17 protein-coding genes, 2 pseudogenes and 1 riboswitch are annotated in these 19,715 nt (G+C 42.7%); of the genes and pseudogenes, 10 read left to right on the forward strand and 9 right to left on the reverse strand.

Annotated features, from left to right (window positions below; genetic code table 11):
- The first annotated feature begins 297 nt into the window (after positions 1–297).
- The 3 genes from CEQ75_RS07740 (at position 298) to CEQ75_RS07750 (ending at position 3,274) form a co-directional block, all read left to right on the forward strand.
- Positions 298–495 carry a cold shock domain-containing protein gene (locus CEQ75_RS07740; RefSeq protein ID WP_089609819.1) on the forward strand — a complete coding sequence of 66 codons (198 nt, stop codon included), beginning with the start codon at positions 298–300 and terminating at the stop codon, positions 493–495.
- Positions 496–617: 122 nt separating this feature from the next.
- On the forward strand, positions 618–2,552 hold the full coding sequence (locus tag CEQ75_RS07745; RefSeq protein ID WP_198306661.1) for an ABC-F family ATP-binding cassette domain-containing protein: 1,935 nt from the start codon (positions 618–620) through the stop codon (positions 2,550–2,552).
- A gap of 44 nt (positions 2,553–2,596) precedes the next feature.
- Complete coding sequence (locus CEQ75_RS07750) at positions 2,597–3,274, forward strand: hypothetical protein (protein ID WP_089609821.1); 678 nt, start codon at positions 2,597–2,599, stop codon at positions 3,272–3,274.
- On the opposite strand, the gene mnhG is transcribed toward CEQ75_RS07750, so the two are convergent.
- The 8 genes from mnhG to CEQ75_RS18915 are packed head-to-tail and all read right to left on the reverse strand — an operon-like array spanning position 3,271 to position 9,042.
- Complete coding sequence (mnhG, locus tag CEQ75_RS07755; RefSeq protein WP_089609822.1) at positions 3,271–3,615, reverse strand: monovalent cation/H(+) antiporter subunit G; 345 nt, start codon at positions 3,613–3,615, stop codon at positions 3,271–3,273. The genes CEQ75_RS07750 and mnhG overlap by 4 nt on opposite strands.
- Positions 3,593–3,877: a Na(+)/H(+) antiporter subunit F1 gene (locus CEQ75_RS07760; protein WP_089609823.1), complete on the reverse strand. Its 285-nt coding sequence runs from the start codon at positions 3,875–3,877 to the stop codon at positions 3,593–3,595. Before CEQ75_RS07760 ends, mnhG begins: the two co-directional genes overlap by 23 nt.
- A complete protein-coding gene (locus tag CEQ75_RS07765) occupies positions 3,877–4,362 on the reverse strand; it encodes a Na+/H+ antiporter subunit E (RefSeq protein WP_242965406.1) in 486 nt (161 codons plus the stop codon). The genes CEQ75_RS07760 and CEQ75_RS07765 overlap by 1 nt, the downstream gene beginning before the upstream one ends.
- Before the next feature lie 32 nt (positions 4,363–4,394).
- Positions 4,395–5,888 carry a Na+/H+ antiporter subunit D gene (locus CEQ75_RS07770; protein WP_338032007.1) on the reverse strand — a complete coding sequence of 498 codons (1,494 nt, stop codon included), beginning with the start codon at positions 5,886–5,888 and terminating at the stop codon, positions 4,395–4,397.
- On the reverse strand, positions 5,878–6,216 hold the full coding sequence (locus CEQ75_RS07775) for a Na(+)/H(+) antiporter subunit C (protein ID WP_089609826.1): 339 nt from the start codon (positions 6,214–6,216) through the stop codon (positions 5,878–5,880). The genes CEQ75_RS07770 and CEQ75_RS07775 overlap by 11 nt, the downstream gene beginning before the upstream one ends.
- Complete coding sequence (locus CEQ75_RS07780; RefSeq protein WP_198306662.1) at positions 6,204–6,644, reverse strand: Na(+)/H(+) antiporter subunit B; 441 nt, start codon at positions 6,642–6,644, stop codon at positions 6,204–6,206. Before CEQ75_RS07780 ends, CEQ75_RS07775 begins: the two co-directional genes overlap by 13 nt.
- Positions 6,641–7,624, reverse strand: a complete 984-nt coding sequence (mbhE, locus tag CEQ75_RS18910) for a hydrogen gas-evolving membrane-bound hydrogenase subunit E (RefSeq protein WP_242965407.1) — start codon at positions 7,622–7,624, stop codon at positions 6,641–6,643. The genes CEQ75_RS07780 and mbhE overlap by 4 nt, the downstream gene beginning before the upstream one ends.
- On the reverse strand, positions 7,585–9,042 hold the full coding sequence (locus tag CEQ75_RS18915) for a proton-conducting transporter transmembrane domain-containing protein (RefSeq protein WP_242965408.1): 1,458 nt from the start codon (positions 9,040–9,042) through the stop codon (positions 7,585–7,587). Before CEQ75_RS18915 ends, mbhE begins: the two co-directional genes overlap by 40 nt.
- Positions 9,043–9,259: 217 nt before the next feature.
- On the opposite strand from CEQ75_RS18915, the gene CEQ75_RS07790 reads away from it, so the two are divergent.
- The 6 genes and pseudogenes from CEQ75_RS07790 (at position 9,260) to CEQ75_RS07825 (ending at position 17,492) form a co-directional block, all read left to right on the forward strand.
- Positions 9,260–9,937, forward strand: a complete 678-nt coding sequence (locus CEQ75_RS07790; protein ID WP_089609827.1) for an adenine nucleotide alpha hydrolase family protein — start codon at positions 9,260–9,262, stop codon at positions 9,935–9,937.
- A gap of 76 nt (positions 9,938–10,013) precedes the next feature.
- Positions 10,014–11,531, forward strand: coding sequence for a sigma 54-interacting transcriptional regulator (locus tag CEQ75_RS07795; RefSeq protein ID WP_089609828.1), 1,518 nt, complete (start codon positions 10,014–10,016; stop codon positions 11,529–11,531).
- Between the two features lie 387 nt (positions 11,532–11,918).
- Positions 11,919–13,394, forward strand: a pseudogene (mttB, locus tag CEQ75_RS18920) ([trimethylamine--corrinoid protein] Co-methyltransferase).
- Between the two features lie 134 nt (positions 13,395–13,528).
- Positions 13,529–14,761 (forward strand): MFS transporter, encoded by a 1,233-nt coding sequence (locus CEQ75_RS07810; RefSeq protein ID WP_157677374.1) that lies wholly within the window; start codon positions 13,529–13,531, stop codon positions 14,759–14,761.
- 159 nt (positions 14,762–14,920) lie between these two features.
- Positions 14,921–16,402, forward strand: a pseudogene (gene mttB / locus CEQ75_RS07815) ([trimethylamine--corrinoid protein] Co-methyltransferase).
- A 154-nt stretch (positions 16,403–16,556) separates the two neighbouring features.
- Positions 16,557–17,492, forward strand: a complete 936-nt coding sequence (locus CEQ75_RS07825) for a DMT family transporter (RefSeq protein WP_089609834.1) — start codon at positions 16,557–16,559, stop codon at positions 17,490–17,492.
- A gap of 118 nt (positions 17,493–17,610) precedes the next feature.
- On the opposite strand, the gene CEQ75_RS07830 is transcribed toward CEQ75_RS07825, so the two are convergent.
- Positions 17,611–17,844: an RNA polymerase sigma factor gene (locus CEQ75_RS07830; protein ID WP_089609835.1), complete on the reverse strand. Its 234-nt coding sequence runs from the start codon at positions 17,842–17,844 to the stop codon at positions 17,611–17,613.
- A 256-nt stretch (positions 17,845–18,100) separates the two neighbouring features.
- Positions 18,101–18,270, forward strand: a riboswitch (cobalamin riboswitch).
- Between the two features lie 289 nt (positions 18,271–18,559).
- On the opposite strand from CEQ75_RS07830, the gene CEQ75_RS07835 reads away from it, so the two are divergent.
- Positions 18,560–19,708, forward strand: coding sequence for an ABC transporter substrate-binding protein (locus CEQ75_RS07835; RefSeq protein WP_089609836.1), 1,149 nt, complete (start codon positions 18,560–18,562; stop codon positions 19,706–19,708).
- Positions 19,709–19,715: the final 7 nt, after the last annotated feature.

Below are 19,715 nucleotides of genomic sequence, written 5' to 3' on the forward strand. Positions count from 1 at the left end.
TTAACATTCCTCCTTCTTTGGGGTAGGTTTTCCTATGTTACTTTACGGGGTGATTTCTAATCCAAAGAAGGAATTGGGAAACGACCTGGTAATAGCAAACATTAGGTAAGTTCATTATACATAGTGATGCCCGAAAAAGCAATCATTATTCGAGTAATTCTGTAAAAGATTGAAATAAATATGTGGATTTGAGGATTGGGACGGCAGATATTTTTTTAACCGATTGAAAATTATTTTTATCCGTGTTATACTAAATAAGCTTAGTAAGCTTAGTAATAATTTTTTAGGAGGTACCCCATGATAGGCAAAGTAAAATGGTTCAACGCAGAAAAAGGATTTGGTTTTATTGAAAGAGAAGGCGGCAGTGACGTTTTTGTTCATTTCTCTGCTATCCAAAGCGAAGGCTTCAAATCCTTGGATGAAGGGCAAAGTGTCGAATTTGAAATCGTTGAAGGACCCCGCGGCCCACAGGCTGCAAATGTAATCAAATTATAATTGAACAAAAGCAACAGCTTATAATAGATGAGTTTTGTTTAGTTTAATGGTTTGATGGCAAAGCCCCGGTGAAAACCGGGGCTTCTGTTATTTTTGGGCGGATACAAGGGGAGGTGTTGGTTTTGATTATTCTGCAAGTCAAAAATTTGAGTAAATCCTATGGCATTCATGAAATTTTTTCCGGATTGTCCTTTGCTCTTCATGAAGGGGAAAGGGTGGGCTTAATTGGCTCCAATGGAACAGGGAAATCAACCTTGTTTAAATGTCTCACCGGAGAAGAGTCCCCCGATGGAGGTTCCATCATGATTAATGAACGGACGACGATCGGTTTTTTAGCTCAGCAAAATGATTGGAATGAACACATTTCTTTGTTTGATGAAATGCTGCAAGGATTTGAAGACACCATTGAAGATCGCAAAACCTTGAGAGAAATGGAAAAAAGGATGGCAAGCATTAGGGAAGATGATTTGCCGGATTTGATGCACCAATATGCCCAGGTTACGGAACGCTATGAAAGGGCAGGAGGATATGCCCTGGAGGCCACTGTCCGGAAGGTGATCAAAGGCTTGGGATTTACCGATGAAGATTTAAGTCAAACTGTATCGACCATGAGCGGCGGGCAAAAAACGAGAGCTGCTTTGGCCAAAGCTCTTTTACAACAGCCGGATATTCTTTTTTTGGATGAACCGACCAATCATTTAGATATCAATGGGATTGAATGGCTGGAGGATTTTTTGGTCACCTATCCCAAAACCGTTTTTCTGGTATCTCATGACCGCTATTTTTTAGATAAAACAGTAAATCGCATTATGGAGCTGGAGAGAGGAAAGATTACCTCCTATCAGGAAAACTATCAAGGCTATCTGAGAAGAAAAGGAGAATTTGAGGAAAGCTACCAAAGAGCTTATTTAAAACAGCAGCAGGTGATTGCTCAAACGGAATCTTTTATCCGACGCTATAAGGCAGGGGTGAAATCCAAGCAGGCACGGGGTCGGGAGACGATTCTGAAACGCATGGAGCGGATGGAGAAATTGACTGAACAAAAGATCATCCAGCCGCGCCTTTTGGCACCGGTCCCGGAATCAGGATCTCAGGTGCTCCAATTGGAAACATTAGCTCATGGTTTTAAGGGTCAACCATTATTTCAGGATCTCAATGGAACAATTCATAATGGGGAAAAAGTGGCTTTGGTAGGGAATAACGGTACAGGGAAATCGACCATTTTAAAGATTATTATGGGGGAAATCATGCCCAACCAAGGAAGCGTCAAGTTTGGATCCCGGGTTGTTCCTGGGTATTATGCACAGGAACAAGAAACCTTGGATTGGAATCAAACCATTTTGCAGGAAATTATGAATACTATTAATAAAGGCCAGGAGGAAGCGCGCAGCTTATTGGCATCCTTCTTATTTCGCGGGGATGATGTGGAAAAAAAGATCGAATCCTTAAGCGGAGGCGAAAAGGCCCGCATCGCCCTTTTAAAATTGCTGCTCAAAGGTGCCAATCTTCTGGTACTGGACGAGCCGACCAACCATTTAGATATTGCTTCAAAACAGGTGGTAGAAGATTTTCTGGATGATTATCCGGGGACAATTATCCTGGTTTCCCACGATCGTTATTTTTTGGATAAAGTAGTCGATCGAATCTGGGAATTGGAAGACGGACAAATTCATGATTACCCGGGCAATTACACCTATTACCGTTATAAAAAGAAAGAAAACGCTGCTGCAGAAAATAAACCCGCTCCCAATACCCCGAAAGGGGATCATCTTGAGGCACGTATTCTGGCCAAAGAACAGAGCAAGAATTTAAAACAGCTGACGCGCAGGGTGGAGATTCTTGAGGATGAACTGGCAAAAATGGAACAGGAAAAAGAAGAAGTAGCCGGAATGATGAGCAATCCGGAAATCTTTGGAGATGGGGAAGGGACAGAAATAAAAAGTCTTGTCGCACGTTATCAAGGATTGGAAGAAAATATCAGCCGCTCATATCAGGAATGGGAAGAGCTGATGGCAGAACAAGAAGAACTGGAAATGATCATGGCTGAACAGAATTAACCATTCCAAGTTACGCATCATGGCATCGGAGGTGTCAAAGCAGGATGAATATTGATCCAAAAATAAATGAGCAGGCTGCGGCTGTGGAAAGAATCCATTTTGTCAAAACGGATCGGAAGCTCAATCCAAAGAAGACTAATCCTTTTCTTTATTTACCGGGGAAAATACCCATTCTGATCTCGGCGCCCCACTCCGTGCGCCATTTGCGGCATAAGCAAATAAAATCCTCGGACGAATTTACCGGATCTTTGGTCTATTTACTGCAGCAGGTCACAGATTGTCATGCTCTGAGTGTGACGAAGTTTTATGGGGGAGACCCCAATTTCGATGATCCTTGTATCTACAAGGATACCATCAAAGATATTGCCAGGAAGCACAAGATTAAAATGGTTCTGGATATTCATGGTGCGAAGCGGGAGCACGATTTTGATATCGATCTTGGTACGATGCAGGGTAAATCTTTATTAGGCCGGGAACAAATATGCGTATGGTTTAAAAATAAACTCCTGGAAGAAGGCTTGACTGCCATTTCCTCAAACTTTTTTACGGTTGTGCAGCAAAATACAGTTACCCGTTTTGTCGCCGAGAAATTAAAGATTCCGAGCATGCAGTTGGAAATAAACCGCAAATACCGCAGTCCCCACCAAAACGGATCAGATTATTTTCTTTTATTTCGTGCCTTGGCCCAGGCTATTATTTTGTTAGACGATCAATTAATTTAACCTGAAGTTTCTTCCTGATACTCAGGAGGTTGCTCATCTACTCCGATTCCGGAGCGGTAAGCAGCCCGGCACATCAGGTGCGTACCCACCGGGGTGGTGAGAAAGATAAACGCCAGCGCTAAAAGAAGACGAATACTAATGAAACCATCCGCCAGCCAGAAATAGAAAAAGGTTCCGGTCAGAATGAGGAGCACACCGAGCGAAGAGCTTTTGGAAGCAGCATGGGCTCTGGTATAGACATCAGGAAAGCGGATGATACCGATGGCACTAAAAAAACTAAGTAAGGCGCCACCGAGGATCAGCAGAGCACCTAAGAATTCACCGATCATGATCCCGTTCAATTAAATACCCCCTTTCCAGATAGCGAGAATAAGCGGTAGTTCCGATAAAGGATAAGATCCCTAATTGGAGCATCACATCAAAAAATGCGTGGGTGTTAAGCAAAACAGATAACATCGCCACCGCGGCGATCAGATAAATACCGATGGCATCCAAGGCCATGACCCGATCGGGAATGGTGGGCCCTTTGATGACACGGAAAAGAGCCAGGGAAATGGCAACGGATATTAAGATCAGGGACAAGGTTAAAATCGTTTTCAGCACTAGCGCGTCACCCCCATAATAGCATGTTCAAAAGCATCCTTCGCCTTAATTACCGCATCCCGCATGTCCGGGATATCCACAGCATGGATGAAGAGATGGTCTTCTTCCGGGGAGATCCCAATGACCACAGAACCTGGGGTCAAGGTAATCAGCAGGGATAAGGTTGTCAGCTCCCAGCTGCCGCGCAGTTGGGTTTCCAGAGTGAAAAAGCCCGGATTGATGTTGATCTTAGGACTTAAAACGATGCGCAGGACAAAAATAGCAGAGGATACCAATTCCCGAATAAAAACATAAAGCAGATGAATCATTGCACACAGCTTTTTTAAATAAAAGGGAGTGGGGAAATAACGGCGCATGAGAAAAATAAGCAGGAGCCCCACCAGGTAGCCCACGAAAAAGGTCAGACTGGTCCACGAATCCTGGAGCAAAACCCAAAGCACGGCAATAAAAATATTTAATAATAGTTGAATGGGCAAGAAAATCACCTCTTATCAATCATTAATGGTTCGCAAGTTTATTATTTTAACACGGCTTCAATATAGATTTGGGGATTTAAGAGGGTTTCAGCAGCCGCGGCCAGATAAGGGTAAAGCACCTCGCCCCCCAAACCTAAGAAAATACTGATTGCAGTTAAAAGCACACAAGGGAAAATCAAACCCTTTGTGCTTATTTTTTCCATATCCTTACTTAATAAGGTTTCACCCCAAAAACCATTGGTGAAAATTTTTACCACAGAATAAAGGGCCATCAGGCTGGATAATAAGCCCGCAGCGGCCAGAGCATAGAAGAAAGGATCTAAAGCTCCTTTTTCCAATATTCCCTGGGTAATAATCAGTTTACCGATAAAACCGCTTAAAGGCGGGATACCGCCTAAGGCCATGGCTCCAATGAAAAACATCCAGCCGAGCAAAGGATGATAGCGGATCAAACCGCTCATTTCTTTTAGCTTGCTGGTGCCTGTAATCCCGATCATAGCTCCGCCGATGAGAAAGAGGAGCGCTTTGACGATCATATCATGCATCAGGTAATAAATAGCGCCGATGATTGCTTCCATGGAAAAGGCGGTAAAGCCTGCGATAATAAAACCAACTGAGATGATGACATTATAGGATAAAATCTTATGGATATCCCAATAAGCCATTGCCCCCATGCCTCCTAAAAGCATGGTCAAGAGTGCCATCACGCCTAAGATCAAGTGGGTTGTTTCCGGTTGATGATAGAAAATCAGGGAAAAAACCCGAAAAATCGCGTAAATGCCCACCTTGGTCAAAAGGGCCCCAAAGACAGCCCGAACGGCTGCCGGAGGCGTACTATAGGATCCTGGCAGCCAGAAAAAGAGCAGCAGACCGGCTTTTAGGCTGAACACAATGATAAAGAGTAAGGATACCGTAGTGATCAGGCCATCCTGCCCCGCCTGGGCGATCAGCACTGAGAGATGGGCCATATTGACCGTTCCAGTGATGCGATAAAGATAAGCAATGGCAATGAGAAACAGGGAAGATGAAATGGTATTAATCAGAATGTATTTAATGGATTCCCTAAGCTGGGGCTTGGTGCCCCCCAGGGAGAGCAGCACATAGGATGCCAGGAGCATGACTTCAAAGCAGACAAAAAGATTGAAAAGGTCTCCGGTTAAAAAAGAGCCGTTTACCCCGACCATTAAGAACTGATATAAAGGGTAGAAATAATATCTCTCCCGCTCCTGACCAATGGAAGGAATGGCAAACAAAAGACAAGCCAGGGAAACAAAGCTGGCGGTCAAAATAAGCAGTGCGGCAAACATATCTAAAGCAAAGGTGATGCCATAGGGAGCCGGCCAGCCGCCTAACTGTAAGGTTTGTATCCCCTGGGATGAAACCTGGCTGATCAGAAAAAAGGATGCGGCGCAGGTCAAAAGGACGGCCAAAATACTGATTATTCTCTGAAAGAGGATGTTTTTGCGAAAAATTGCGGTCATCAAGCCTGCCCCCAGGGGGATCAGCAGCGGCAGAATAATCAAGTTATTCATCATTAACCCCCCTTAATTGATTCATATCGTTGGTGCCCAGGACATCATAGGACCGGTAAGCAAGCACCAGGAGAAAAGCAGTGACGGCAAAATTAATGACGATGGCGGTCAGAATCAGTGACTGAGGAAGGGGATCCGCATAGGCAGCAGCATTTTCACTCACTAAAGGGGGTGCCCCTTTTTTTAATCCCCCCATCGTGATAATCAGTAAATGGGCTCCATGGGAAAGGATGGAGCTGCCGAAAATAATATGGAGCAGATTTTTTGACAATATTAAATATACTCCAATGGTAAAAAGAATACCAATAAGTACCGATATTAATGTTTCCATGTGCATTCATCCTCACTGATGGCAGTTATGATCGTCAGAGCAGTCCCGATCACGGCCAGAGCAACGCCGGTATCAAATAAAACGGCACTGGCTAATTCCGTTTCCCCAAAGATAGGGAGATCAAAATAACCAAAAGCTTGACTTAAAAAAGGCCGGCCCATAAACATGGGAATCATACCTGTAACCATGGCAATCGAGACCCCGATGGGCGCCAAGATTTTAAAATCAAAGGAAATGCCGGCAAGTACGCTCTTTAAGTCAAAGGCTAAATACATCAGGATTACAGCAGAGCTCACAATCAGGCCGCCGACAAAGCCACCCCCCGGTTGATGGTGTCCGCCCCAAAAAAGATAAACAGCAACGGTTAAAATGATAAAGGCAGCAATCTTGGCTACTGTCTGTAAAATCATATCTTCATGATGCTTCAATCCGAATCCCTCCTGGACATGCGTAGTTTAATTAAAGTGTAAACACCGATTCCGGCGATGGTGAAGACGGTAATTTCCAGCATGGTATCAAAGCCGCGGAAATCAACTAAAAGGGCATTGACCATGTTGTTTGCTCCTGCCAGCTCATAGGAATTTTCAAAAAAACCGGAAATAGGCGGGAAAAGCTGGTGCCCTTGAGCCGATAAAGCCATTGCGGTAACAATCAGGCCCACACCCAGAGATATTGCTAAATTGGTGATTTTAAATGAAAGGCGGACGACCTCTTTTTTGATTTTGGGCAAATGATAAAAACAGAGGAGAAAAAGGGCGGTAGTTACTGTTTCTACCACCAGCTGGGTCAAAGCCAGATCGGGGGCACGAAAAATCACAAAGAAGATAGCAATAACATAACCCATTACACCTAAAGCAATAATGCTGGTTAATCGGTTGGCGGCAAGGGCCACAGTAAGGGCGGCGCTGATCATGACCAGCACCAGGATCACTTCGTAGAATTCGATGGGACTGTTACCGGTAGGGTCAAAGGAAAAATTTTGTTGGCCAAAAAGGCCGCCGCCCAGTAACAGAATCATGAATAGGAAAATATAGGCCAAATAATCCCGGGTAAAACCGGTCATATAAGCTTTGGTGGTGGTAAGTGAAATTTTTTCGCCAAGAGACAGGAAACGGTCGTGGGCATGATTTAAGGTAAGCCAATGAGGCAGCTGATGATAAATCCTGGACCATTTGGGGAAGGTAAGATAAAGAAGAGTACCCAAAAGCACCACTCCTATGGTCATCATCAGTTCCGGTGTCCAGCCGTGCCAAGCCAGGATAGGTTCAATACCAAAGTCTGCAGCTGCCATATTGGGCAAAACAGCGGCTAAAGCCGGAAGCAGCAGGTAATCGGCCAGGACATTGGGGTAAAAGAAAAAAAGGATCGTCAAAACAGCCAGCACCAAAGGGGGAGCAACATGCCCCAACTGCTTTCATAAGCCTCCCTCTCCAATTTTTGCGGTTGATATTTACCCAGAAAGGTTTGGAAGACCAAAATCATGCAGTAAACGAAGGTAAAAATACTGGCTACCCAAGCAACGACAGGGAATAGGACACCCCAGGTTTCCAAGCGGAAGATATCCAGGCGGGCAATGTGCAGCACACTTGTAAAGAAAAGCTCTTTGCTTAAGAATCCGCTGAAGGGAGGCAAGCCGGCCATCGAAAAGCTGCCGATCATCATCATGGTAAAGGAGAGGGGCATCAACCGGATCAGACCGCCTAATTTTCGGATATCCCGGGTGCCGGTATTATGGTCGATTATCCCTACCACCATAAAAAGGCAGCCTTTAAAAGTAGAATGATTCACCAGATGGAAAATTGCTGTGAGCATAGCGGCAGGATAAAGGGAACTCATAATATTCAGCGGTTCTGCCAGAGCGGCGGATCCCAGTCCTAAAAGACACATAATCATGCCCAATTGGCTGACTGTAGAAAAGGCTAACATCGCTTTTAAATCCGTCTGCTTAACCGCGGAAAAGGAGCCCCAAAACAAGGTGACCAGCCCCACCAGAGAAACAAGCCAAAACCAGGGCATGGTGCCGCCAAAGATTGGGGTCAAGCGGGCTACCAGATAAATACCCGCTTTCACCATCGTGGCTGAATGAAGATAGGCACTGATCGGAGTGGGTGCTTCCATGGCATCCGGCAGCCAGATATGAAAGGGGAATTGGGCCGACTTGGTAAAAGCCCCCAGTAAAATAAGCAGCATGGCAGGGAAAAATTGGGGTAGTAGGGTCACTTCTTTTCCGGAGCCGATGATTTCCCGGATACTGTACGTGCCCATGCCGGAAGAAAGCAGGATGAAACCTGCCAACATGCTTAAGCCGCCGAAAATGGTAATAAAGAGTGCCTTGAGAGCACCGGCGCGGGACTTCTTTCTTTGGTACCAATAGGCAATTAATAAAAAGGAGGAAACACTGGTTAGTTCCCAGAAGGCATAGAGGAGCATGAGGTGATCGGAAAAGACCAAACCCAGCATGGCACCCATAAAAATCAATAAGTAAAGATAAAAGTTACCTAAAGCTTCATGTTCTTTGTCTAAATAAAAAATGGAATAGAGCACCACCAGAGTGCCGATACCTAAAATAAGCAGACTGAAGAGCAGGGATAAACCGTCCAGACAAACGGCAAGATTAATGTCCAGGGAAGGGATCCAGGGCATGGTGTGCATGAAAATTTCTCCCTGAGCGACTAAAGGTACCTCAGCGGCCAGACGGACAAATAACACAGCCGGAATCGGCAGGACAAACCAGCCGGTATGGATCCGAGATAAATATTTATAAAAAAAAGGGATCAAGAGCGCAGCAACAAATGGGATAAAAATAATCAGATGAACAAAGGACAAAATTGTACCTCCCTGACCGAGTCTCCAAAAAAATACTTTGGCGGGTCGGACCAAAGTTCACTTCTATTATATACTAAAATTAGAAATCATGCACTACCGGGAAAGGAACGGATGCTTTCCATTTAATTATGATTGAAAAAAACTTTCCCATACTATATGATATTAGGCGAAATACATAATACGATATCCGGTTCGAAAAATCCGGAGGGAGGAAAAAATGAAGAAATGTAAAACGCGGATGGATGAAAGCATTCTTGTCTGCGTAGCGTATGGTCCCAATGGGGAACGTTTGATTCGTCGGGGATCAAAAATTGCCAATATGCTGGACTGCCCACTTTATATTTTAACCATTGATCCACTGCCTTTTGAAGAACTCGACGGTGAACGCACCGCTTATATAGAATTTTGGAGAAAATTAGCGGAAGAAAGTGATGCTGATGGATTTATTCTGATGGATAACGAAAAACGTCCTGTAGCTAAGGTGATTGCCCAGGTGGCCCGGGAGAAGCACACGACCCAGATCATTATCGGTCAAACAGCCCAAAGCCGTTGGCGGGAGATCACTAAAGGATCAATTGTCAATGTTCTGTTGCGGGAAATTCCTTTTATTGATCTGCACATTATTTCTGTGGCCCGGGCTTTGGTGGACCGGGAAGACCATTACGAGAAAGGAGTGCGGGCTTATTTGATCCCGGAAGGGGACGGGTACCGGGTAAGCTTTCATCATGAAGCCAATGCGGCTTATGAAGGTATTTTCTTTAAAGAAATCGGTACGGATTTTGATAATGGGATTTTTAAATTCCTGAGCAATCAAGAAATCATGCATGTTCACGTCACCGATGATTTTGTCAAAGAATTGAAGAATGTCTCCATGACGGAATGCGAATGGGATTAAGAAAAAACGCGGGGACGGTCTGCAACCAGGTTTACCTGGTTTCGGACCGTCCCCTGCGTTATTTGGAGGATTGACAATGAAAAGAGATGACATCGGCGAATTGGAATTGCTAAGACAAGAAATTGAGATCCTGAAAAAGACAAATATTCAGCTTCAGGAGGTAGGAGATGATCTGGAGCGAGAGAATCAGTTGTTAAAAACAATCCTTGATAGCATTCACGAGGGCGTTTATGCTACCGATGAAAAGGGGAAAATTATTTTATATAATCGGGAGGTGGAAAAAACAGAAGGGCTAAAAAGATCCGATGTTTTAGGAAAAAAAGAAACCGATGTCTATTCCTATATTAGTGAAAACAACTTTTATGAAGCCGTTACTGAGAAGGTTATGAAGACTGTAAAGCCCTTGATTGAGCATCATTATAAGTATTATCTGCCAAACGGGAAACGAAACGATATATTAATCAATGCTTTTCCTTTCTTTTATCAAGAAAAACTTGCCGGTGTTTATACTGTCGGACGTGATGTTAAAACCATCGGCGAATTTATATCCAATACCCTTGTGATGCAAAGAAAACTGACCATGGAAGAAAATAATCCCGCAAATGTGAAGGGAGCTAGATATCTCTTGGATCACATTATTGGTGACAGCAAGGAAATGAAGGAAACAGTTGCTTTGGCTCGAAAGGTGGCCGGACATAGTTCTCCCATATTAATTGTTGGGGAAACAGGAACGGGCAAAGAACTTTTTGCTCAAGGAATTCATAACGCCAGTTTATTTGCCAAGGGCCCTTTTGTACCGGTCAATTGTGCTGCTATTCCCGATTCCCTGCTGGAAAGCATATTATTTGGTACGGTAAAAGGAGCCTTTACCGGAGCGGTTGATATTCCCGGATTATTTGAACAAGCGGAGAACGGTACGATTTTTTTGGATGAAATCAATTCCATGCCTTTCTCCCTGCAGGCGAAATTGTTAAGAGTGCTGCAGGACAAAGTGGTCAGGAGAATTGGCAGCAAAACGGAAACGCCCATTAACACCAGGATTATTAGTGCCACCAATGTGGATCCTTTTGTGGCAGTGCAAGAGCAGGTGATTAGGTCGGATTTGTTTTTTCGCTTGGCAACGGTCACAATAGATATCCCTCCGCTCCGTGAAAGGAAAAATGATATTCATGTTCTCGGCCACTATTTTATCAGAAAATTTAATGACAAATTCGGAATATTTGTCAAAGGAATTTCCCGTGATCTGATTAAGCCATTTGAACATTATTATTGGCCGGGAAATGTCAGGGAATTAGAAAATATCATTGAAAGCGGCATGAATTTTGTTGAGCATCAAGACGACGAGTTGGATTTGGAGCATTTGCCCATGTATTTTCAAGAGCGTTTACTTAAGACGAAGGAGATATCCAAATATATGCCTGGAATTCAAGGTACGTTGCGCAGCAATTTACAGGAGTTTGAAAAAAGATTGATTTATGATGCCCTTCTGCGCAATAGCTGGAATATTACGAGAACAGCTCAAGAGTTAGGCATTTTAAGACAAAACTTACAGCATAAAATTAAGGTGTTGAATTTGCAAAAAGAAAACCGGTAAGACTTAACAGGTGCATTTTATATTTGCATGCATTTAAGATTTGCGGTCTACACTTATCGTGAATTTTTGATGTGATGCAAAAATAACATGCACTAAGCCTCTTGGTGCTGGAAATTCAATTTTCATAAAATCCTTGAAACCCTTTGGTATCAAGGATTTTTTATTTTGTTCATTTTTGGCATAGGTCTTGCAATAATAGTTCGAAGAATTCAATCATCTGATTTATTGAATGATCCCATCAAAACAACAATCATATCTTGAGAAAAGGATAACAAAAGGAGGCTGGGAAAAAATAATAATCATTTTCGAACTATAGGATATTAATGGATGATTGATCTAAAGTTGAGACGGGTTTTAGAAAACAGATTATTACAGGAGGTGTCTTCGTTGATTCGTAATAATGCGGCGGGATATAACACTTTTGTTGGCTGCGGTCTTCAATTATTCTCTGATCATGATTTGGAAGCGGTGCATTCCAATACCATAGAGATCATGGAAAAAAACGGAATTAATGTTCAGAGCGAAAAGGCTATGGATATTTTTGAAAAAGGCGGAGCTAAAGTAGACAGAGAGAAGAAAAATGTAAAAATTCCCGGTCACATGGTGGAAGAGGCGGTCCGAACCGCCCCGGGAAAAGTATTGATGGCCGGGAGAGATCCGAAAAACGATGTTATTTTGGAAGATGGTCGGGTGAATTTTATTCCCTTTGGAACCGGCGTTAATGTGATCGATCCTTATACCGGAGATTACAGAAAATCCACAAAAAAAGATATTGAACAGCTGGCTACTATTACCGATGCCTTGGATCAAATGGATTTCTGCTTTGACACGGTTATCCCCAGGGATGTTGATCCCCGGACTGTCTGTTACCATTCATTTGAAGGGCATATCAATAATTCATCAAAACACCTGTTTACCAGCCCGGAAGATACTTATTCGGCACAAATGCTGATTGAGATGGCGGGAAAAGTTGTCGGCGGCAGAGAAAAATTAAAGGAACGTCCCATTATTACCGGGGGCGGCTGTCCCATCAGTCCTTTAACCTACTCCGATGCTTTATGTGAAAGTATGATTGAATACGCTGAGGCAGAACTTCCTTTTCTTTGTCTTTCCATGGCTATGGCAGGGGGGACTGCGCCGGTAACTCTGGCCGGGACATTAGTGACACATAATGCGGAAGTATTGACAGGTGTCGTCCTAAGCCAATTGGTCAAGAAAGGCACTCCCATCATTTACGGCAGCTCTACGACCAACCTTGATTTGAGAAAAGCTGTTGCTACTGTGGGAAGTCCGGAGCTTGCCCTCATTAGTGCAGGGGTAGCAAAGTTAGCTCGATTTTATAATCTGCCCAGTTTTGTTGCCGGTGGGTAGGCAGACAGCAAAGAATCCGACGTGCAAGCTGGTCATGAAAAAACCTTGACCTATCTGTTGCCAATGTTAGCAGGCGCTAATATTATTTACGGATCAGGTATGCTGGATATGGGTATGACCTTTAGCTATGAACAATATGTCGTGGACAATGAATTTGTCCGGATGATGCGGGGCCTACTTCCGGGAATTCCTGTCCATGAGCAGAGTATGGCCGTTGATGTGATCCAAAAGGTAGGTGCCGGAGGACACTTCTTAATGGAAGAGCATACCATGGAAAACATGAAAACTGCTCAGGTATATCCCAAATTTATGAACCGTGATTCCAGAGACGTATGGGCGGCGAGTGAAACTGCCAGCTTGATCTCAAGAGGACGTCAAGATGCGATTAATATCTTGGAAACGCATCAAACAAAACCCCTTCCGGAAAAGGCGGCGTCAGAAATAAGGTCAACCATTGAAGAAATTGAAAAGGAACTGGGAATTAGAAAGTAAGTCGGGGTTCTCAGATTATTATGGCCAGGCAGGTAGAGTCCAGGCGGACTCTGCCTGAACCAGCATCTTAACCGGACGAAATGGAGGGTTACAGAAAACAGATAAGCATTAAGGAAAAAACGAGGAGGATATGGATGAAAGGGAAAATATCGATTTTAATAGCTATTGTATTAATTTGTGTTGCTCCGATGGCAGATACTTATATCTTAATTCCCGATATGTCAGGCATTGTCAATGCCTTGCCTCCAACTAATTCTACGTTAATCAGCTTCATCCTGACCATATCATCGTTATTTGTCATTCCCTCCAGCTTAATTGCAGGTAAATTGGTTGAACAGAACAAATTAAGCAAAAAAGGTGCGCTGTTGATTGGATTCACTCTTTTTACCATTGGGGGAGCAGCTGGGGGTTTATTCGCCAATATCAACTATATTTTGTTTACCCGAGCTATTGTCGGGATCGGTAACGGATTTGCTACCGCGATGGTAGCATCTATTGTAGCCGATTATTTCTCTGGTCAGGCCAGAGCAAACGTGATGGGCTTGTATAATGCGCTGGGAAGTTTGCTTGCCATTGGGCTGACGGTTCTGGCGGGATATTTAGCTGTGATTAGCTGGCGCCTGCCTTTTGCTGTGTATCTTTTATGTGCTCTGATTGTAGTCTATCATGCCATCGTATTGAAAAAGAACCCGCCTAAATCTGAAGAGCTGCTTGCAGAAGAAGAGGAGCAGGCAATGCAGGAAGCAAACGCAACTGCATTAGGACAAAAACCTCGTTTAGGAAAAGCAGTGTGGGTTTTGGTAGTGATTACGATCCTTTCCCAAGTAGTTGGAAATACCCTATATCTTTTCTTATCCATATTTATTGAAGGGGAAGGCATTGGCAACGCTGCTGCCACGGGAATGGTCAATGGTTTACTTACGGCCTCTATTGTTGTGGTAAGCCTTGTATTCGGATTCCTTTACAGCAAATTTAATAAATATACTTCCACGCTGTTTTTCCTTGCTTTCGGTGTTGGTTATCTGATGTTGGCTCGATCACATAGCTTATCAATGGTCATTCTATCAACGGTTGTTTGGGGGATTGGCTTTGGGCTATCGGTGCCTTATCTCTATCAGGAAGCAACTATGGCTCCGCCAAAAGTCTTGATTACCTTCACCGGTGCCCTTATTAACAGCACGATCTTCTTTTCCTATGTACTTTCTACCTTTGTCCAACCCTTAATAGCCGGTATCTTTAACAACGATTCCTTGCGCTTTATGTTTGATGTATTGGGCATCGTGATGATTATATGTGCTATCGGGGTGGGAATCTATTTTAAAATAAGCGGCAGCGAACCGGTGCCAAACAAAGGAGCAGTTATCTAACCGCAGACAGATATGAGAAAAAGATTTTAGTCGAGCGATAGAATTAGGATATAAGATGTTAAAAGCATTTTCAATGAACAATAAATGAGGGAAGGAGATAATAAAGGGAGGGTTACAAAAAGTATTGCTAATTGAAATTAGAGAAGGGGAGGATTGATTATGAAACGAAATAAGAATGCCGGATATGCTTCTTTTAGCGGAGCAAGCTTGCAATTATTCTCAGAAAACGATCTGCACTTTTTGCATTTAGGCACATTAGAAGTGTTGGAGAGAACCGGATTACATGTTACCGATGAAGAAGCCCTGGAATATTTTGAAAAAGGGGGCGCCCTCGTTGACCGTAAAAGCAATGTTGTGAAAATTCCTGCTTACATGGTGGAAGATGCTATTAAAAGTGCTCCTGCCAGTGTATTTTTGGCAGGTAAGGATCCTCAATATGATATCATCCTGGAAGAGGGCCGGGTTTATGTCTGTCCCTTTGGATTGGGCATTTTGATTGTCGATCCTTATACAGGCGAACTGCGAAATACTACCAAACAAGATATTGCTGATTGTGCCAGAATAGTGGATTACATTGATGAATACGATTTCGTCTTTGATACCATGGTAGCCAGAGATGTTGATCCTGCCGTAGCATGTATTCATGGCTTTGAGGCGCCATTGGTCAATACCAAAAAGCCGGTTTTAGCCAGTCCGGAAGACAAAAGAACCGCTGAAATCTTACTGGAAATGGGTGCTGTTGCTGCCGGCGGAATGGATCAATTGAAGGATCGTCCCATCATGATGCTGGGTGGGTGCACAATCAGTCCGTTAACGATTCCTGACAGCACGGTAGCCGCCGTGATTGAAGGGGCAAAAGCCCGTGTCCCGGTGATGATTCTTTCCATGGCCATGTCTAGCGGCATGGGTCCTGTAACCTTAGCCGGAACATTAGTTGTCATGAACGCAGAAATATTGGGAGCCCTAACCCTTTCCCAGTTGGTTAATAAGGGAACTTCTTTTATATATGGATCTTCTACCGGTACCCTGGATATGAGGCATAATGCTGCTGCCATGGTAGGATGCCCGGAATTAGGGTTAATCAGTGCCGGGGTAGCCAGTATTGCCAGAATGTATAATATCCCAACTTTAGTTGCCGGTGGGTAGACTGACAGCAAGGTTCCCGATATGCAGGCCGGACACGAAAAGACTCTCACCGCCCTCCTTCCCATGTTAGCAGGTGCTAATATGATCTATGGACCGGGCATGTTGGAGAGTGGGATTACTATGAGTCTCGGCCAAGTGGTTGCCGATGCTGATTTTGTGCGGATGATTAAGATGGTTTTGGAGGGTGTTCCGGTTAATGAAGAGACCCTCGCATTGGATGTCATCCATAATGTAGGCATTAAAGGACAATATCTGGGAGAAGAACACACATTCCAGCTCTTTAAAGAACTGCAGTCCGCACCCAAAATTATGGACCGCCATAACCGTGAGGAATGGAGCACAATGGGTGCCAAGGATATGGCGCTAAAGGCGGATGAAGAAGCACGCCGCATTATGGAAACCCATAATCCTCAAGTATTGTCGGATGCACAAAAAGAGATGATCCATCAAATTGTCCAAGATGCAGAGAAAGAACTGATTGTAAAGAAAAAATAAACCAGGATTCAAATAGGCTGTGTTATCCGGCATAATGGGCAGGGTTCCATTCTTCGGGCAACACAGCTTACTACTTAAATTTTCCCATTTGACAAAAGTGAAATAATAAAGTAGGGGGAATTATCCATGACGAATACCATGAGAGGGTTTGTGTTTGCAACATTGGCAGGTGTGTGTTGGGGTACCTTTGGCACCTTCGTCGGAATTTTTAAGTAGTTTTGGTTTCAGTGAAACAGCTATTGGCATCTTAGGTCCCGGGTTAATGGTCATCTTTTTTTTAACCAGAATTTTAATTCGTAAACCCCAGGTATTAAAGGTCGATGTCAGAAGGTTAGTTTTGTATATTTCAGTGGGTGTTGTTGGTGTTGTTGGTGTTTTAGGTTCAACCTGGTGCTATGCGGTGGCACTAAGTAAAGGAGTGCCTTTGGGAGTCACTTCAATTTTAACTTTCCTAAATTATTTTATTGTTGTGCTCTTCTCGCGTATTATCTGGAAAAATAAAATTACCCCTATCAAAATTGTCTCAGGGATTGCTACAATTATTGGTATTGCTTTTATTCTGAATGTGTTTGGTACACTTGCCGCCCCGGCCGAAGGGCTTTTTTGGATGGCAATCGTGGTCCTTTCCTTTGCCGGTGGGTTTCTTCTTTGCAAATATGCCGTGGATTTGGGATATGATTATGATGCATATTTAATGTATACTAATTTGTTTGCCGTGATAATTTTATCCTTTATCAATCCCCCCTGGGCTGTGGTCAGCGAAATTCAAATCAACGTGGGGGTGCATGGAATCCCGGCAGTTATGGCAATTTTGGGGTTTGGACTGATTCCTATGGTGTCAAGCTACTATTTCCTGATGACTGCTTATAGTTATTTGGAAGCTCCATTGGTGATCATTATGTACAGTCTTGACCCGGTGGTTGCCTCTATTTTAGGATTTTTGATATTTGGGCAAAGTCTGGTTCCTTTTCAAATCTTCGGGATCTTCCTTGTTTTAGCTGCCCTCGTTTGGCTGCAGCTAACAGAACGGGCTTTGGAAAGAAAACAGTTCAGGGAACATCAAGATCCCGTCAAGATGATTGTCACTTAATTTTTTGCCTCTTTCCCTCCTGATACGCATGGATAGAACAAAAAAACAGCTCAACAACCAGCAATTTTCTGATTGTTGAGCTGTTTTGTGTTTGGTACTAAACTTCCCATTGATCCCTTTAAAAACCGTATCCTCTATACTTTTTTAATTGCTCCATTTTCATTTTTTTGATATAACAAGGCTTTATATACTTAGGCATTTGCAACTGATTTATTGATTTTATTGCCTTGACAACACTTTCATTCACGATATCTTCCGCATCCTCCCGGTTTTTTGCGTAAGTGTAGGCAAAACGATAAGCGCTATCGATATTTTCCATTAAGTAATTTTCAAACAGCTGTTTTTTGTTCATCTATGCTCCTCCTCACATATGCTTAGACTAATGAAGCAGGAAATAAGTTTTGCTTTTTATTAGGTTTTCTATTATGACCGGGTGAAAGGGCACATATGAAAATATAATTTGCTGTTTTTACATTGTACCGGGTAAAAACAAATCGTCGTACTACAATGTGATTATAATCGAAAGGAAGAAGAGCAATAATTTAGAAATAATTAGTAGATAATTAGGTTGACATTTGATTATTATGGCAGTAGACTATTGTTGTATTGTAAAACATTTTTAATTTAATATTTTATTTAAATCATGGAATCAGGTGCAAATCCTGAACAATCTGGTTACTGTAATGCGGAGCAACTCCATTATGCCACTGCTGAATGCGGGAAGGCGGAGAAAGCGATGAAGCAAAGTCAGGATACATGTTTAAATAATGATGTATTATTATTTTCCAATGAAAAATAATGTACAGGATAAAGCCATATATCGGCTAAAGATTGATTGAGACATAGCACACCTGTATTTTCATGTAGAAAATGCAGGTGTTTTTTTATGCTCAGTATATTTTTTTCAACTCAAAAGAGTATGCAATGTTGGCAGGATGGAGGTGAAGAATTAAAAATAAAAGGAAAACATACTCAATGAGAAGGAAGAAAAATAGAAAAATTACTAAGATTAGTAAAGAAATAGCTCAAAACAATGATAGAGCTATTCTTAGAAAGGTGGGGCTAAAATGAAGAGGAAAATCGGATTAATTTTAATGTCGGTGCTTTTGATATTTTCACTATCTGCATGTGGAACAGATACTAAAGAAACAGGAAAGGCAGGAGGGCAAGAAACAGAGGGAGGGGAAAGCTCTGAAATTACGGTTACAGATATGTTGGGGAGGGAAATTAGTATTAAAAAACCCATTGAAAGAGTAGTAGTAAATTATTGGGAAGCACTAGAATTCTGTATCGCTGTTGTGGGAGAAGATTTTATTGATATGCCGGTAGGAGTTGGATTTTCCGGTACCGGGGAACAATTTCAAAGAATATACGAAGAAAAATATCCACAACTCCAAGATCTGCCTTTAGTAGGCGGAGGTGGTCAAAATGAATATGATATTGAAAAGATAATTTCATTAAAACCAGATCTTTTTATTGCCAATGTATTTGGTCATTTATCGGAAATAGCCTTAGATGCTGCAGAAAAACTAGAGAGAGCAGGGATTCCTACTTTAATTTTAACCAGATCAGAAGATCCATCTACTTCGCCCCAAGAAGCCGTATTGCTCGTTGGTAAAATCTTCGGAACAGAAGATCGGGCACGAGAAATGGCAGGTTTTTTAGATGAACAATTTGCAATCATAAAAAGTAAAAACCTATCTCAGAAAACAGATAAACCAACAGTTTATGAGGAAATGGGTTGGGGTACCAGAGAAGAATATAGTTCAACCGGAATAACTGATGGCTGGGCTGCTTTGATAGAGCTGGCCGGCGGAGAAAATATTGCAGTTGGCAATGTGGGTGATAATAGTAAAATAGATCCTGAATATTTGCTAACAACAAATCCCGACTATATCTTTGTGACATATTTATTAGGATATTACACTCCTGAAGAAGCTCAAGAAAATATGGATGCCACTGTAGGAGAATATGTTCAAAGAAAAGGTTGGGACAAGCTAAATGCCGTTCAAAATAACAATGTCTTCTCATTTTTTCACAATCAAGCACAAAATCAATGTGGATTCTATCCTGCATTAAAAATGGCAAAGCTTTTCTATCCCGGTGAATTTGAAGATATCAACCCTGATGAGCGATTAAAAGAATTCTTTGACCGCTTTATGCTTACAGAGTATGAAGATGGAATTTGGTTTTATCAATTAGGAGAACAACTTTAGGAGAACA

Origin of the sequence: Dehalobacterium formicoaceticum, assembly GCF_002224645.1 — a bacterium.
Taxonomy (GTDB): Bacteria; Bacillota; Dehalobacteriia; order Dehalobacteriales; family Dehalobacteriaceae; genus Dehalobacterium; species Dehalobacterium formicoaceticum.